Origin of the sequence: Alcanivorax sp. 97CO-5 (assembly GCF_000524665.1) — a bacterium.
GTDB lineage: Bacteria > Pseudomonadota > Gammaproteobacteria > Pseudomonadales > Alcanivoracaceae > Alcanivorax > Alcanivorax borkumensis.
Genome location: NZ_KI965877.1, coordinates 22,023 through 38,669, shown reverse-complemented (window position 1 = coordinate 38,669; position 16,647 = coordinate 22,023). Strand labels below are relative to the sequence as shown.

General features: G+C 51.2%; 15 protein-coding genes. 4 read left to right on the top strand and 11 right to left on the bottom strand.

The genetic code is table 11. From position 1 onward, the window contains the following. Positions 1 to 32 precede the first annotated feature (32 nt). The 11 genes from hemN to Y017_RS00110 form a co-directional block, all read right to left on the bottom strand. The gene (hemN, locus tag Y017_RS00160) at positions 33 to 1,406 is read right to left on the bottom strand and encodes an oxygen-independent coproporphyrinogen III oxidase (protein ID WP_011588624.1); all 1,374 of its coding nucleotides are present in this window, start codon (positions 1,404 to 1,406) and stop codon (positions 33 to 35) included. Positions 1,407 to 1,482: 76 nt separating this feature from the next. Beyond that, the gene (locus Y017_RS00155) at positions 1,483 to 2,268 is read right to left on the bottom strand and encodes a sulfite exporter TauE/SafE family protein (RefSeq protein ID WP_051428665.1); all 786 of its coding nucleotides are present in this window, start codon (positions 2,266 to 2,268) and stop codon (positions 1,483 to 1,485) included. After that, a complete protein-coding gene (ccoS, locus tag Y017_RS14970) occupies positions 2,258 to 2,509 on the bottom strand; it encodes a cbb3-type cytochrome oxidase assembly protein CcoS (protein WP_011588626.1) in 252 nt (83 codons plus the stop codon). The genes Y017_RS00155 and ccoS overlap by 11 nt, the downstream gene beginning before the upstream one ends. Then, entirely contained in the window at positions 2,488 to 4,854 is a 2,367-nt protein-coding gene (locus Y017_RS00145) for a heavy metal translocating P-type ATPase (protein ID WP_035458200.1), read from the bottom strand. The genes ccoS and Y017_RS00145 overlap by 22 nt, the downstream gene beginning before the upstream one ends. After that, the gene (locus Y017_RS00140; RefSeq protein ID WP_011588628.1) at positions 4,851 to 5,369 is read right to left on the bottom strand and encodes a FixH family protein; all 519 of its coding nucleotides are present in this window, start codon (positions 5,367 to 5,369) and stop codon (positions 4,851 to 4,853) included. The genes Y017_RS00145 and Y017_RS00140 overlap by 4 nt, the downstream gene beginning before the upstream one ends. Then, entirely contained in the window at positions 5,338 to 6,747 is a 1,410-nt protein-coding gene (gene ccoG, locus Y017_RS00135; RefSeq protein WP_035458199.1) for a cytochrome c oxidase accessory protein CcoG, read from the bottom strand. Before ccoG ends, Y017_RS00140 begins: the two co-directional genes overlap by 32 nt. Positions 6,748 to 6,887: 140 nt before the next feature. Next, positions 6,888 to 7,805, bottom strand: a complete 918-nt coding sequence (gene ccoP / locus Y017_RS00130) for a cytochrome-c oxidase, cbb3-type subunit III (protein WP_035458198.1) — start codon at positions 7,803 to 7,805, stop codon at positions 6,888 to 6,890. After that, entirely contained in the window at positions 7,802 to 7,969 is a 168-nt protein-coding gene (locus Y017_RS00125) for a CcoQ/FixQ family Cbb3-type cytochrome c oxidase assembly chaperone (protein ID WP_011588631.1), read from the bottom strand. The genes ccoP and Y017_RS00125 overlap by 4 nt, the downstream gene beginning before the upstream one ends. Then, positions 7,966 to 8,601, bottom strand: coding sequence for a cytochrome-c oxidase, cbb3-type subunit II (gene ccoO, locus Y017_RS00120; protein ID WP_011588632.1), 636 nt, complete (start codon positions 8,599 to 8,601; stop codon positions 7,966 to 7,968). The genes Y017_RS00125 and ccoO overlap by 4 nt, the downstream gene beginning before the upstream one ends. Before the next feature lie 10 nt (positions 8,602 to 8,611). Next, the gene (gene ccoN / locus Y017_RS00115) at positions 8,612 to 10,042 is read right to left on the bottom strand and encodes a cytochrome-c oxidase, cbb3-type subunit I (protein ID WP_011588633.1); all 1,431 of its coding nucleotides are present in this window, start codon (positions 10,040 to 10,042) and stop codon (positions 8,612 to 8,614) included. A gap of 344 nt (positions 10,043 to 10,386) precedes the next feature. After that, on the bottom strand, positions 10,387 to 11,376 hold the full coding sequence (locus tag Y017_RS00110; protein WP_035458196.1) for a zinc-dependent alcohol dehydrogenase family protein: 990 nt from the start codon (positions 11,374 to 11,376) through the stop codon (positions 10,387 to 10,389). A gap of 117 nt (positions 11,377 to 11,493) precedes the next feature. Between Y017_RS00110 and Y017_RS00105 the strand changes: the two genes are divergently transcribed. The 4 genes from Y017_RS00105 (at position 11,494) to Y017_RS14835 (ending at position 16,288) form a co-directional block, all read left to right on the top strand. Continuing rightward, entirely contained in the window at positions 11,494 to 12,399 is a 906-nt protein-coding gene (locus Y017_RS00105) for a LysR family transcriptional regulator (RefSeq protein WP_035458194.1), read from the top strand. Positions 12,400 to 12,555: 156 nt separating this feature from the next. Then, positions 12,556 to 13,758, top strand: a complete 1,203-nt coding sequence (locus Y017_RS00100) for a tyrosine-type recombinase/integrase (RefSeq protein ID WP_011588636.1) — start codon at positions 12,556 to 12,558, stop codon at positions 13,756 to 13,758. Next, positions 13,749 to 15,863 (top strand): tyrosine-type recombinase/integrase, encoded by a 2,115-nt coding sequence (locus tag Y017_RS00095; RefSeq protein ID WP_035458190.1) that lies wholly within the window; start codon positions 13,749 to 13,751, stop codon positions 15,861 to 15,863. The genes Y017_RS00100 and Y017_RS00095 overlap by 10 nt, the downstream gene beginning before the upstream one ends. Further along, a complete protein-coding gene (locus tag Y017_RS14835) occupies positions 15,860 to 16,288 on the top strand; it encodes a DUF6262 family protein (protein WP_050731506.1) in 429 nt (142 codons plus the stop codon). The genes Y017_RS00095 and Y017_RS14835 overlap by 4 nt, the downstream gene beginning before the upstream one ends. Positions 16,289 to 16,647 lie beyond the last annotated feature (359 nt).

Below are 16,647 nucleotides of genomic sequence, written 5' to 3'. Positions count from 1 at the left end.
TAGAGTATAGGGTGCAAATAGTAGAATAAAGGTTAAATAATCCGGCTAAATCGGGTTCTTTGCTCCCTTTGGGTGTAACGGTCAAAAGGCATTACCAATGCACGGCTCACCAAGCGCCCAGTTTCGGTAATGAACAATCGGTCATTCTCAACCGTTACCAGTCCTTGCGCCTCAAACGTTAACCACTCTGTAAGTGCATCGACGAAATAATCCGCAAAATTGATGCCCCATGTGTCACCAAACTGAAGCATGTCAACGGATAAATCACAGAGTAATTGAATAATTAACGCGCGACGAATCTGGTCGTCGCGATTGAGCATAAAGCCTTTTTCGATTGGCAAAATGCGGTCTTCAAGGCTCGTTTGCCAATCGTCCAAGGCCTTGTGATTCTGAGCGTAGAGGTTACCGATCTGGCTGATGGCGCTGACGCCCAAGCCCAGTAAATCTGCATCCCCATGGAGGGTGTACCCCTGAAAATTACGGTGCAACAGACCATTTTCTTGCGCGATGGATAAGCTATCGTTTTCCAGTGCGAAATGGTCCATGCCAATATACCGATAGCCTTGCTCATTAAGCATTTTTCCCGCTCGGGTCAACATATTCAGCTTCTCTTCCGGATCCGGTAGCGCGTGCTCTTGAATCTGACGCTGAATTTTGAAACGCTCCGGCAGGTGGGCGTAATTATAAAGGGAGATGCGGTCCGGACGAAGAGTTAGCAGTTGCTCCAGAGTACGCGCTAAGCTGGACTCCGATTGCCAAGGAAGTCCGTAAATCAAGTCGGTGTTAATAGAGCGAAAACCGAAATCGCGGCTCCATTCCATGGTGTCACGGATCAGCTCATAGGGCTGCACACGATTGACCGCCTTTTGCACGCGAGGGTCTAGATCCTGTACACCCAAACTAACACGGTTGAAGCCTAGGCCTCGTAGCAAGCCCAAGCGGGATTGATCCACCGTGCGCGGATCAATTTCGATAGCGTAGTCACTGCGTTCATCATCACGAAGATTAAAGTGGCGGGCCAGGTCATACACCAGCTCAGTTAGCTGGCCATCATCCAAAAAGGTGGGGGTGCCACCGCCCCAGTGCATCTGGGTAACGGGGCGACGGGAGTCCACGTGCACGGCCTTGCGTTGAATTTCCTGCTTCAGTAAACGTAGGTAGTCTGCCGAGCGCGCCTTGTTGGCAGTAATGATGCGGTTACACGCGCAGTAGTAGCAAACACTGCCACAAAAAGGGATGTGGATGTACAACGACAGTGGCCGCCGCGCCGCATTGCCCTCATCCATAGCTTGCCAGAAGTCCTCCTCAGCAATGCCTGAATGAAAGCTCGGAGCGGGCGGGTAAGAGGTGTAGCGTGGACCGGGCCCGCCATGCTCACGAATCAGTGCTTTGTTCCAGCTAACCATGGGCGGCTCCTGTGCTCACGCAACCTTGTCTTGGCGGTGATTATCCTCTTGTTGCGGGCGCAGAGTTTGATTCAGATCAAGGGTGTAAATGATGATCGTGATGATGCTCTGAAGCGCCGGCCTCTGTGCTTGGGCCGGGCATAGAATGACCAGAATGACCGCTATGTCCATGTTGGGCCATGAGCCAGGCCTGCCAGAAAAACACTAACGCGAGACAGAAAGTCAGAGCACTGGCAATCATCGGCCAAGCGCCTTTACGAAATCGCTGTAGTTGGGAGGCAAGAACACCGGTAATAGCAACAGGTACGACGGTAATAACACCAAAACAGAGCATCACTAAAGCACCCGCAACAGCCGTTCCCCCCGTGGCTGCAAGTGCCAAGGCCGTGTAGATAAGACCGCAAGGCAAAAACCCCCATAAGGACCCCAACATGAGTGCTTTTACTGGGTGATCTATGGGCATGAGCTTGCGAGTAATGGGCTGCAAGCTGCGCCAAAGGCGCTGGCCTATTTTCTCAATACGCTGCAGGAACGCCCCTTTTCCAAGCAAATAGGCGCTTAAAAGAAGCATTAGTACACCAGACAAGATAAGCCCCACTGACATAGATGGACCGGGAAGTTGGCCCAGGAACAGCCCTCCCAGGGCTCCTGCCAATGCACCCAGCACACAGTAAGTTGTCACCCGGCCCAATCCAAACAGCAACTGCCAGCCCCAGAGAGCCACGCCTTGACGACGGGACTCAGGTATGGAGAAGGTTAGCGCACTACTGATGCCACCACACATACCAATACAGTGCACAGATCCGGCACTGGCAATAAGGGACGCGCTGGCAATAAGGGGAATGAGCGTATCAATGGTCATCGCTAGACTCTGCATTCAACGTGGTGACAGTGTTGCTGTTCATTTTCGTTTCCTGTTCCTGTTCTGGTGTTGGTTTCGCTGTTGAATGTGGGTTGCGCTGCTCCCTATCGTCGAATACGACCCTCCAGGCGGCATTGTCCAAGTCATCAAACTGGTCTTTACGTAGAGCCCAAAAAAGCGCGGCAATGGCTCCGCCAAGAAACAGCAAGGCCAGGGGAATCAATAAGAGGACAATTTCCATCGAGACACCCGCGTGGCGTTAAAAGTAACCAGGAGCGAACTGGCAGACATGCCCAGTGCGGCCATCCATGGGGGGAGCAATCCACTGACCGCAAACGGAATAGCAAGAATGTTGTAGAGCAGCGCCCAAGCCAAATTCTGGCGGATGGTGCGTTGGCACAGCCGCGAAAGGTGCGGTAAGGCAGGAATCCCCTTAAGTGAATCATGGAGCAGGAACATGCCCGCTGCTCGCTGAGCCAAGCTGGTAGCATTTCCGGTGGCCACAGACACCGAGGCCACCATCATCGCTTGGGCATCGTTGATGCCATCACCGACCATCATCTGTGGAGAAATGCTTTGTAAACTTTCCAGCCATTCAGCTTTCTCCTCTGGCCGCTGCTGCCCGCGCCTTTCTTTTATACCCAGCTGGTCTGCTACAGAAGTTACCGCCTTGTTATTGTCGCCACTGGCGAGCCGAGCAGTAATGCCGGCATCGGCAAGAGCCTTAATTACCATCGGTGCTTCTTGGCGAACTGGATCTTGCATCCATACGTAAAGTTGTACTTCGTTATCGCAAAGCAGCTGCAGGCAGGTTGTTCCCTGCTTTGCCATGTCCGGAGCGCCGGTAAATCTCCATTGCTGCTGGTTCAACATCCCGGTAACACCGGTATGGTCCGCGTGGATATCCGTCATACCAGCGATGCGAGCATATTGTTGAAATGGCTTGGCTAGCGGATGCGGATTATTCCACTCCAGTGCAGCCACTATCGACAGTAAGTCATCAAGCCCGCGGCTCTTGTCGAGGACTTGGCTATCGACAATACGGAACTGTCCAGCTGTGAGCGTGCCGGTTTTATCAAACAATACGCCTTTTATACTTGCGACTTTTAGTAGTTGCCGTGGTGACGCTACCAAAATGCCCTCGCGCAGTGCTGTCGCCAATGTGGACGACAGTGTAAGTGGGACAGCCAGCGCCAGCGCACAAGGGCAGGTTACTACCAGTACCGCGAGGGTATGCTCAAAGGCTTGAGCAACGCCGGAAGACCAGTGCCATAATAAAGTCGATGCGGCCAGCAAAAGAATCCCGCCTGTAAATAAGGGCGCAATCCGCTGCCAATCACGTACCACCTCGACTCGCTCGTGCTGGGCATGCTCAACCTGCTCGGTGATTTTAGCCACAAGACTTTCTGCCACATTCCCCGAGGCCTCGAGCACAATATTGCCTTCTACCAGCCGGCTGCCCGCGTGTACGGAATCATTAATGCTGTGATTTACTGGTAACGGTTCACCATTAAGGGCAGATTCATCGAACGCTCCGTGTCCGTCTATCAGCGTGCCGTCAACGGGGATGATATCGCCCTGAATAAGCTGCAGACGGTCGCCTTGAGCAACCTGCCGAGCGCTAACCCAATGAGGGTTATGATATTCATCAAGGCGCCGAACGGCTTGGGGCAGGGTGTCGCTAAGGCGTTGATAGGCTTGCTGGATTGTCATTCGCTGGCGCTGCTCAAGCCAGCGGCTGGACAGCAAAAAGAATACAAACATGGCTGCAGAGTCGAAATAAACATGCTCGCCCCCCGTGGCCATCATCACCAGGCTTCCTGTCCAGGCCAGCAGTAGTGCCAACGCAATGGGGGCATCCATAGTTAATCGTGCTTGCCTAATGCCGCGCAGAGCACCCTGGAAAAAAGGCCAACCAGAATAAAATACAACCGGCGTCGCGACTACAAGGCTGGCGAGCCTAAAGACCCATTCGTATAGCGCGTCCTTACCGTCGAAAACACCAATATAAAGCGCAGTGGAATACATCATTGCCTGCATGGCTCCCAGGCCGGCCAAGGCGAGCCGACCCAGTAATTGCTTGTGCGCCCGTTGTTCATCGGCCTTGGTGCGCGGATCGCCGGGCAGAGTGACCCGGTAGCCCAGTGCCTGAACTCGCCTGGCGGTTTGGCTGGGGTCCGCTTCTCCTTGATAATCAACACTGAGTGTCATGTTAGCGAGATTGACACTCGCGCCGAGAACCCCCGGTTGCTGGCTGACTGTTTTTTCAATTAACCAGCTACAGGCGGCACAGGTAAGTCCGCCAAGCTGCAATTTCAGGCGCTGACCTTCAGCGGTGTTGGTAAGGTGTGGTGCGACCAGCTCTGGCACATCGAATAAGGCTTCATCTAATGCTTGGCGCTGATCATCTGGTTGCGGCGCAGCATCCTGGCGCATCTGGTAATAATCATCCAGGCCCAGCCCATAAATGGTCTCAATGGCAGCAGCACAGCCAGGGCAACAAGCGTCGTGATCGCCATCCGGGGTTCTTGCAGGAAAGGCGCCCGCAGGCGCTGGATTGCCGCAGTGCCAGCAAGCCGATGTCATGGCGCTGCAGTTTTCCCGAGCGTGAGGTTGCCATCCTGTATTATGACTGTCTGGTATAAACGCCAGTGATCGCCAGGCGCCGTGACAGTAGCTGCGCGGCGTCCCTGATGGGGCAAAGCGCCGTCACCGCGATAAAGAGCTCCCTGCTGGTGATCAAGTTGCAGTGCAACATCCAGCTCGGGAAGGGTGGGGTGACGCAGCGAAACATGCAACATTTCTGGCATGGGCATCGCGGTTTCGCTGGTAAGCCTCGCCTGGACGCTGGCACCTACTTGCGCCAGCTCAAGACGAACCCCAAGGCGTGCAGCAAGGCGTTCTTGCTCCACAGAACGGTTTATACCTCGTCCTTCCTTATACCACTCGTCGACCACTGGCGTATCCGCATTCACAATGGCGATATACAGCAGGGTTAGGCCACCCACCACGGAGGCTGCTGGCAGCAAAATAGCCAACCATAAGTAAGGGTAACGGTACCAGGGGAGTTCATCGCCCCGGGGCAATGAATCGGGATTCATGGCGTTTCTCCAGATCGGGATCGTCAAGGGCGGTGACGATAAACCAGATGGACGATGACTCCATTTCAACGATATAAGGGTCATAGCTCACGGTCACCGGCAAAGACAATGTCTTGCTACCTTCAAGGGTAAATTCAGTGCGGTTGTTCATTTTCAGGCCTTCTGGGCCTTTCATCGTCAAGCGATACCGGTGGGTGCTTTGACTTTTGTTTTGTATTTCCAGCCGATAAATATTCTCTACCTCGCCGCTGCTGGCGGTTCTGTACAACTGATTGCGATCACGAATTACATCCACTTGCAGCGGTACACGGCCATATAAAGTAGCCATGAAAAGGCTACCCATGATCACCAGGATAAGACCGTAACCTATTAAGCGGGGCCTCAGGATGTGTGTTTTCAACCCTTCAAGCGCATTTTCAGTGGTATAACGAATCAGCCCGGGCGGTTTGCCGATGTGCTCCATAACATCGTCGCAGGCATCCACGCAGGCAGCACAGGTAATGCATTCATATTGCAGGCCATCTCGAATGTCGATGCCGGTGGGGCAGACCTGTACGCACATGCCACAATCAATGCAGTCACCTTTTTCATCAACCACACTCTGTTCACGTTTCTTCGCACCTCGGCCTCGAGGCTCGCCCCGTTTTTCATCATAGGAGACAATAAGGGTGTCGCGGTCAAACATGACGCTTTGGAAGCGGGCATAAGGGCACATGTAAAGGCAAACCTGCTCGCGCATAAAGCCTGCATTGCCGTAGGTCGCCACGGTAAAGAAACCAACCCAGAACAATTCCCAGCCGCCCCAACTGAAACTAAAGAGTCGGGTAATCAGGTCCGTGATAGGGGAGAAGTAGCCTACAAAGGTGATGCCTGTAAGCAGGGCAAGCATCAACCAGAGAACGTGTTTGCTGCCCCGGCGAATAATTTTACTCGTCGTCCAAGGGGCATTGTCCATCTTGATACGACCATGGCGATCACCCTCGCACCAAAATTCGATCCACTGGAAAAAGCGGGTCCAAGTTGTCTGTGGACAGACATAGCCACAGTAGACGCGGCCGGCCAAGACTGTCACAAAAAACAGTGCAAATGCAGCCAGAATCAAAATCCAGGAAAGCAACAGGAAGTCTTGCGGCCAGAAGCTAGCACCAAAGATACGGAACTGACGGCCAGGCAGATCAAATAGCACGGCCTGCTGCCCATTCCAGCGGACCCAGGGCAAAATCAGATATAGGCCCATGGTCGCCAAAATGGTGACATCACGGATAAATTGAAATCGCCCAGATACGGACTTGACCTGAATACGCTCACGTTTGCTGTACAGACTTACGCTGCCGCCATCAGTGGCATCAGTGACCTTGATTCTCTTGGGGTCCGACATCGCGACTCTCCGCTAACACCCATTTGCTCCCACCCTACCATTGTCCATTCGCTGATAATGAGTGGCCGCCAGGGGGAGGGCGCCAACGGCAATCCGCTGGCGGCGTTCTGCTTTCTGCTCCGGTCGAAACCGAGGAGTGGTTACTGCACGCTCTCAGTGTTCTGAGAGAGGCTATACACATAGGCAGCAATCACATGAATCCGCTCTTCGCTGAGCTGGTTTTCATGGGCTGGCATATTCCCCGAGCGACCGTGACGGATGGTGTATTCGATATCCTCCAAGCGTGGGCCGTATAACCAGGTCGTGTCAGTCAGGTTTGGTGCGCCCATCATGATGTTGCCTGTGCCATCTTGACCGTGGCAGGCCGCACACATAGCAAACTTGGGCTTAGCGCGCTCAATCCCGGCGGCTTTCTGACTATCCTTGGCAAGATCCGGGCGACTAAGGCTCTGTACATACAGTGCCATGTCTCGAACAGCTTCATCGGTATTGCCTATCGCTGCCGCCATAGGCGGCATCGCGGCCTTTCGTCCTTTAGTGATGCTCGTTACGATTTGATCGGGCTGGCCACCATACAGCCAGTCGTTATCGGTTAAGTTCGGATAGCCTTTGGCGCCACGGGCATCTGAACCATGACAAATGGCGCAGTTGTTAGCGAATAAACGCCCCCCAACACCAAGAGCCTCCGGGTATTGCACCAGCTCTTCAATAGGCATTTGGGCATATTGCTGGAACAGCGGCCCAGTACTTTTTTCCATGACAGCCACTTCTTTCTGATACTGATTGTCACTAGTCCAGCCCAGAATGCCGTCGAATTTACCAAAGCCGGGATACAGCACCAGATACACAGCCGAGAAAATCAGTGTGCCAATAAACAGAAATAACCACCAACGCGGCAGGGGAGCATTGCGTTCCTGAATGCCGTCAAAACTGTGCCCAGTGGTTTCCTTGGCCGCTTCTTCTGCGGAAATCTGATTATTCCACAGTAGCAGTGCGGCACAACCCAACAAGTTGGTCACGACAATGGCGATAATGAACCAGCTCCAGAAATCACTCATTGGTCATCCCCCTTGTGCACACTTTTTGTTGCTCTTTCATCCGCATCCAGCGCGATATAACTGAGTTTTTCGTAGTCTTTTTTGCGACTGGGCCGATACACCCATAAAGTCATGGCGATAAAAGCTAAGAAGAACACCAGAGTAAACAAAGCGTGATAACTCATTGCGCTGCCTCCTTGCGTTCCTGGCCCAATGACAGCAGGTAGGCCACCAGTGCATCTTCTTCTGTGGCATTGCCCCATTCGCCATTAATCTTATTCATCTGCTCAGCAATACCTTCGTCGGTATAGGGAACCCCAAAAGCGTTTTTGAATACTTTTAACTTACGTTCAGTCAGGCTCCAATCTAACGGAGTCTGTTGCAGCCAGGGGTAGGCTGGCATATTCGATTCCGGCACTACCTGGCGCGGGTCGCGTAGGTGCTCACGGTGCCACTGCTCAGTGATTGGCCGCAGCCCCACACGGGCCAGATCGGGCCCGGTACGTTTAGAACCCCATAGGAAGGGATGCTCCCACACGTCTTCACCGGCAACAGAATAGACACCAAAGCGTTCGGTTTCTGCGCGCAATGGCCGCACCATCTGGGTGTGGCACACATGGCAACCTTCACGGATGTAAATATCCCGGCCTTCCATTTCTAGGGCGGTGTACGGCTCCAGCGTTTCCAGCGGTTCAGTGGTCGCTTTTTGCCAGAACAGCGGCACGATTTCGGCCAGACCGCCAAAACTGACCGCGATCAATATCAGCACAATCATGAGGCCGACATTTTTTTCTACTACTTCATGAGCGTTAGACATGTCGTTCTCCTTAGGCCGCCTGTTGCACGTTGTCATCACCGTGGCAATCATTCTCTGCACGGATGGTTTTATAGACATTGAGGGCCATCAAGATCATGCCGCTGAGGAAGATAATTCCGCCCAGCAAACGAATAATGTAGAAAGGATGCCGCTCAACCATTTCCTGAACGAAATTGTAGGTGAGGGTGCCGTCGGTATTCACCGCTCGCCACATTAGCCCCTGCATAATGCCGGACACCCACATGGAGGCAATATAGAGAACCGTGCCGATGGTGCTAAGCCAGAAGTGTGTATTGATCCAGGATATGGAATACATCTGCTTGCGTTCAAAAAGGCGGGGCACCATCACGTAGGTGGCACCAATGGTGATCATGGCAACCCAGCCCAAAGCCCCGGCGTGCACATGGCCAATGGTCCAGTCAGTGTTATGGCTGAGTGCATTCACGGTCTTGATGGCCATCATCGGGCCTTCGAAGGTACTCATACCGTAGAAAGACAGGGCTACAATCATGAAGCGAATGATTGGATCGGTGCGCAGCTTATGCCAAGCCCCAGAGAGCGTCATCATCCCGTTAATCATGCCTCCCCAGCTAGGAGCAAGAAGGACGATAGAGAAAACCATACCAAGAGACTGCGCCCAGTCGGGCAGGGAGGAATAGTGTAAGTGGTGCGGCCCAGCCCACATGTAGACCGCGATAAGAGCCCAGAAATGCACAATAGAAAGGCGATAGGAGTAAACCGGACGTTGAGCCTGAACTGGGATGTAGTAGTACATCATGCCAAGGAAGCCGGCGGTCAAGAAAAACCCTACGGCGTTATGACCGTACCACCACTGCACCATAGCATCGATAGAACCACTGTAGGCTGAGTAGGACTTCATTAGAGAAACCGGCACCGCAAGATTATTGACCACATGCAGTAACGCGATGGCAATAATAAAGGCACCGTAGAACCAATTAGCCACATAAATATGCGAGGTGCGGCGCTTGGCAATAGTGGTAAAGAAGACGGTTGCGTAAGCGAGCCATACCAAGGTGATCAATATGTCGATGGGCCATTCAAGCTCGGCATACTCCTTGGTGGAAGTGAAGCCCATGGGCAGCGTTATGGCAGCAGCAACGATTACCACCTGCCAGCCCCAAAAACTGAAGGCTGCCAGCTTCGGGAACGCTAATACCGCATTACAGGTGCGCTGAACGACGTAATAAGATGTGCCCATTAGCGCCGAGCCGCCAAAGGCAAAAATTACCGCATTGGTATGCAGAGGCCGAAGGCGGCCAAAGCTTAGCCAGGGGATATTGAAGTTCAGGGCCGGCCACGCCAGTTGAGCAGCGATGAACACACCCACTGCCATGCCAACAATCCCCCAAACCACCGACATAACTGTGAATTGCCGAATAACTTTGTAGTTGTAATTCGGCGATGCGACAGCATTTTCCATGTGTGTTTCCTTCCGGTTTTTGTGCGAACTGACTGTAACAGGCACAAACGCGGTGCTTTTTGATGCAAGTCAAACCACGCGGCAACGCCCCATGTTTTGGCCTACACCCCCTGGCCCTACCATATCAATGCGGTCTATTGCCGCACTTTTGATATGGGAATAACGCCATGCTATTTTGTACTAAGCACAATAGCGATAGCGAGTTGGCATTTTTAGGGAGGACATTTTGCCTCACCCCCTCATGCCTCATTGTAATCCCCCCGAAAATTAGTTGATGACGATCCATGGTGAGCACCCGCTCCATACCGCCCACATTTACCTCTCCGGCAAACGACCCTGGACAATCAGCACTCCACTACGACCTTCCCGGTGGCCTGGCCACTGGTCAAACGGTCGTAGGCAAGGCCTACCTCATTGAGGTTGAATCGTTGCTCGTCAAGAAGCGGGAAGAGCGCGCCTTCATCAACAATGGTGGCTAGCTTTGTCAAAATCTGGCCATGGGCTTCACGATGGTGGTCATGCAGCATCGGTATCAGCATAAAGACCACGTGGATGGATAACCCTTTGAAATGAGCCGGATTAAGATCCAGCTCCAGCATGGCAACAGTGGTTACAACCTGGCCATTCAACGCGGCAGCGTCAAAACTGTTTGCCATATTGGCGCCACCCACGGAATCGAATACCACATCAAAACCCGCTCCGTCGGTGTGTGCAGCCACATAATCAGCCACGGCGGCTTTCTTGTAATCCACCGGCGTTGCACCGTAGCCACGGACAATGTCAAACGCCTTGTCGCCGGACACGGTAGTGAACACTTTGGCACCGAAGTGCTTACCCAGCTGCACAGCCACATGACCCACACCACCGGTACCCCCATGAACCAGCAGAGTCTGCCCGGCGCTGGCGCCGGCACGCTGCAGCCCTTCGTAGGCGGTTATACCAACCAAGGGCAGGGCGGCGGCTTCGCGCATGGACAAGCGTTTTGGCTTGTGGGCAACCAGGCGAGCATCCGCCGGAATGTATTCAGCCAAAGCGCCTTGTAAATCCGCTAGACCTCCAGCGCAGCCGTAGACTTCATCACCTGAGGTAAAGCTGGTGACTCCGGCACCGACAGACTCAATGGTTCCGGCAAAATCCATACCCAAAACAGCGGGAAGCTCGGGCGAGAGGGGAAACAAATCAGCGCCCATCTGCCGAATCATGGTGTCCACGGTATTAACACTGGTAGCCGCCACGCGGACGATTACTTGCCCGGGCAGGGCTTGCGGGGTATCGATTTGCGCCTGTTCAAACTTGGCTGTCGCGCCATATTGATTGAGAACCATCGCTTTCATGTCTTGCTCCAACTGTCTGGGGAAGTTTGCTGTTACGTTGGAGCCACTTTATTATTTCATTTTCTGGTAAAAAATGGGTGATATTAGGTTTCAGAATTCGGATTATGGATATAAACAATGGACACAGAAGGCATTAAGCTCTTTGTTCTCGCCGCAGAAAAGCTCAATATCAGTGCCGCAGGCCGCGAGCTGGGCATGCCTGCGGCGGTGGCCAGCGCCAAGCTGGCAAAGCTCGAAAAGACCGTTGGTGCCGATTTATTAAAGCGCACCACACGCAAAGTGGCACTGTCCGTAGAGGGCGCAGACTTCCTGCCCTATGCCCGCGAAATTCTGGCTCAAGAGAACGCAGCACTGGCGGCGCTGGGGTGCGGTAACGAAACGGTTTCCGGCAACCTGCGATTCACCGCACCCAGCACCTTCGCACAGCAGTTCATTGTGCCGCTAATCCCTGATTTTCTGGCACTGTACCCGGGAATTAGCCTGGATTTGCGGCTGTCCGACATGGAGCTGGACCTGATACAGGGCAGCTTTGATTTGGCATTACGCAATGCGGTTTTGCCAGAAAGTAATCTACACGCACGTAAGCTCGCAGAGGATCAACGAATACTTTGCGCTTCATCAGAATACCTCGATAGTCATGGCATACCCGTTAGGCCAGATGATCTGCTGAATCACCAATTGATAGCGTTCAAATCTGCATCCACCATCAAATTGATCGGAGCCGGTGGGAAGAGTGGTGAGTTTAATACACGCGGCCCTGGACACCGACTAACTATAGATGATGGTCTCAGCTATAAAATCGCCACGCACTGCGGTGCCGGTATTGCGATACATTCGTTGTGGAGTGTTCATAAGGAGCTCGCCGACGGTAGCCTGGTGCAGGTGCTACCAGAATATCGAATGGATGCAGAACCCGCCTTGTGGTTGGTATATCCCAAATCCAACGTGCTAACGGCTAAGGTGAGGGTGTTTATCGATTTCTTGATAGAACGCATTGGCCTGAATCCGCCGTGGCTGAGTTAAAGTAAGTGCATAAATAACTACGCATAATGTATATTATGTTAATATGGACACCATGCATGTCTATGTCCACTATGTACAATATGGGGGTGTGGTTGAGGTTCTGGAAACGGCCAGTCAGTATATGAGCACCTTGTCCACTCTGCATGGAAGCAGCTTGTGCTGGAACTCGTAAAGATCCGATTTGATGATTCTAACTATTCATGGACCGTTGTTGATGAGCACGGAAACCCTGTAGACGACATCCGTGATTGGATTGTGCATCTTGAACAGATCAATCTCTCTCCCAATACAATCCAGGCATATGCACGTCATGTTGCTCGCCTTGGGACTTACCTCCACTCAAATAACAAGGAAATCATCGGGATAACTGTTTCCGACTATGATCGTTTCCTTGAGTGGCTACCTTACTATCTGAACGGTACGGCCGATGTTTCCTCAAATCTTGCCTTTCTTTCTCCTTCATTGGAGCCTGTAGCTAGGCTGAGCCCAACGGTGAACAATCAGGTGCACCTGGCTGTTAAGTCCTTTTATCGCTATTTGACTGGCAGAGAGCCTGCTTTTGCATCAGTCGCTGTCAGCAATCGACATCAGCCTGTAGGCAGCTACAAGCCTTTCCTTGAACACATCAATCAACGTAGAAGTGTCAGGAAGAAAGATCCTTACCTTAAAGGAGATCTGGGGGCCGTAAGGAAGAAAGTAACTGAAAAAAGGATGTCGCCTGAGGCGGTTCTGGAGCTCATAAAGGCATGCAGCCTGGTCCGTGACGCTTTTCTTGTCACCCTCCTCTACAACACCGGAATGCGGATCGGCGAAGCTTTGGGGCTTCGCCATGCTGATGTTGACCTAGCAGACGGCGTTATTTGGGTAATTCCACGATCTGACAACGAAAATGGAGCCAGGGCTAAATCCAAGCGTGCTAGAGCAATCCCTGTAATGCCTTACCTGCTTGAAATGTACGAAGATTATATTACAAGCACAGAATACCTAGCAGCGTTTGAATCAGGGACGGAATATGTGTTCTGTAATGTTAAGAAAGGCAGGATTGGAAAAGCTCTATCTAGAAGCTATGCCGAGAATCTAAAAACGTATTTAATCAAACGTACGGGCTATACATTTACTTGGCACCACTTTCGCCACACACATGCCAGTGAGGCTATCGCTGATGGACACGGGTTGCTAGCCGTCGCTGATCGACTTGGGCATGCCAGCCCTCAAACAACACTCGATTTTTACAAACACCTCTTTAGTAGTGAAGTCCGAAAATTACATCTGACCGGCCCAAGCAAGCTGAAGGAGCGGCTTGATGAATTTATGGAATCTGGCGCGCAATTGACTGAGCGAGGCATTAAATGGATTTAGAGCTGATTTCAAATAATAAAGAAGGCGCTGATTTATATCTGACGCAAATGGAAGCGCGTTTGAATGCTATATCACCAGCACTGGTCCAAGAAAACATATGGAGCAAAACCCTTCTAGAAGAAATTCCCTGTTTTGTGAATGAATATATAGCCGCCCGAAGTCCTATATCATTTGTTGGGATTCCTGAGACTCCTTCACTGGAGCTCAAGCTCTACTGGGCCAACCTTTTGTCTGATCCAAGAATGAATTCACAGTCTATAGTTCAAAGAAGAAGGCTCCCAATGAGCTGGCTGATGGAATGCTGCGAAAATACGCTACAAAAATTCGAGGTGACATGCATAGCCGACATCCCGCATCCAGAATTTCCACTAAAAGGCTCAATTGGCCCTAGCAAGAAAGGCCATAACAAAGACCTGATTGCGAGTTTTATATTGTTCGATAAAAAACAGAACCCAAACAGGTCAAAGGTAAAAATAAACTACACCAAGTCAGGTGAGCTGCAGGAAAAGAAATACACCTCCCCTAATATTACTGTTGTCGGGGACTTCCATAAGAAAATAATAATACAGCGCGAGCAGTTTCAAAGCCTAAGAAAACGGAATGTGTTGCTCCTCGATGATTTGTATTCCGAGTATCACGTGAGATATAAGGACCTCCAAAAGCAAAAAAGCAGCTACGTCAATCTATTCCAGTTTCCGGAGTGGTTAAGGGATGCTGTCAGAGAGCATATTCTCGACAAAATCAGTCACGATGAACTCGGACCCAAAACGCTGCCGGGCTATGTTGGGCGGTTTAAGCATTTTAGCAATTTCATGCATGAGACATTCGAGCGGCCATCTCCCAGTTCAATAACGGATGTTCTTATTGGTGATATGTTTGTTGATTGGGGGAACGCAAAAGGCTTGTATGGCAGAAACTGGTATACTGACACACTGGCTATGCTGGCTACAGCAGCCAGGAAGTGGCCTGACATTTGGCCTGGCTTAACTGTTTCAGCTCGATCTTCGAAGAAAATTAAGAATGTGCATTATAAAGAAGGTCTTGGAAGGTTGGGTTATGCGCAGGAAGGCGGTGGCCGTGCTTACTCTCAGAGAATTGTTGATGAGCTCTATTCCGCAGTAAAGCATGCGCCCTCACCTACCCCATGTGTTTTTACTTTGATAATGGGGGCTGGCATGAGATCTGAGGATGGCCATGCCATTTTGTTTGACTGTCTAGATGAAGACCCGAACGACGCAGATTTCATGCTGCTTACATTCTGGCAGAGCAAAGTTAGCAAGTGGAATGTAAAGCCTTTGCACAAGAATAATAAAGACCATGCTCAGATAATTAACGCTATTGAAGAGCAACGGTCTGCAGTTATTAAACGACACGGAAAGAAGACCAAATACCTTTTCCCTGTATTCAATGGCACTCATGAAAGCTTTACATCGCCCACCTACACTATGGGCGAAATAAAAAAACAATGCGTAAGCGCTGGTGTATTGTCTGATGACGGGTCCCCTCTTTCATTTTCCTGGCATCCTCTGAGGCATACCAAAGGCACCTCAATGGCCAAAGATGGCCATGACATATTATCGATTATGATGGAGCTTGGCCATGCCAGTCCTGACATGGCCACCGTATATATAAACAACCGGCTTGAGCTCAAGAAAAAAGCTCTTCTGCAAAATGGCGGCGGCCGCTTTTACACAATTGAAGGGGAGGTAGATGAAAGCGTAGCCAACCTCCTCGTAAGAAAAGGTCAGATAAGAGCTACACGGGTGTGTGGCGGGGCTTGCACTATGCCTGCTCAAATTGGTGATTGGTGTGAGCATGCGAATGCTTGCTATACATGCAAACATTACCGCGCTGACGCCAAAGATGTAGATTTCTTTAAGAATGAGAAAGGCGCAGTAATTAATCTGATTGAAGAGCAGCAAGAAGAGCTTGTGGCTTTGCAGGAGAATCAGCAAAGTCGTATGTCTGAAATTACAGGCCGCAGACTTGCTAAAAACAAGGAAATATACAAGCGGCTTAATGACATAGTTTCTTCGATTGAAGCTGATGGCCAGTATCAAGGTCGTGAGCAACAAGCGCGCAAAACCTCACTGGAGGATAAATGAGTGAAGACAACCTTGATGGTTTGCGTCAGGCCAGGGATGAGCGCAGCCTTCAAAAGCGTAGAGCCGTCGAGCAAGCGGTTGATCAATTGAAGCAGAGCAATGAAACGATCACATTTAAAGCTGTTGCCAAGCTGGCTGGTGTAAGCCGACAGTATCTTTACAACAACTTTAAAGACCAGATTTCTAGTATGAGGGAGGGAGACCGGGCTTCGAGCGTAAAAATTGATAATGTCACCGTTCCAGCTAGAACACCCGAGGAGTCTCGGCATGTTGAAGCCCTGCTGAGAAACAAGATAGATCGACTAAAAAAAGAACTTGGCTCTGTTCGGCATGAGAATTCCAGGCTTAAACAAGCGCTTGAAAAAGAGCGAGGGAAGTCTGAGCATTTTCGGAAAAATTGGATAAATTCAAGAGGTAAGCAATAAATTGATAAGTGCCAATTTTTGAAGCCGCCCAAAATTTGTTCCTTGCTGGTTTTGAGCGTAGAAAGCCTGCCGGCCAGTTTATCTTGGCCGGCAGGTTAATCACGAATAAGGCTTTGCTTGCCCTACTTGCCCTTGGAATGCGGAACGAGAACCTCGGCAGAACCGAAGCCTACATTACCGTTTTCGTCCGTTGCACGATAAGTGATTGTGTAAACTCGTCCATCTCCGCCGCCACTTCGTTCAGCCCGGAGGTAAATGGTGCCATCTTGAGGGTTGGCAGACAAACGTGCAAAATCCCCCAAAAACATCGTAACCTATTGTTCTATAGAGAAATAAGTTATTACCCCTGTGACTCTCTA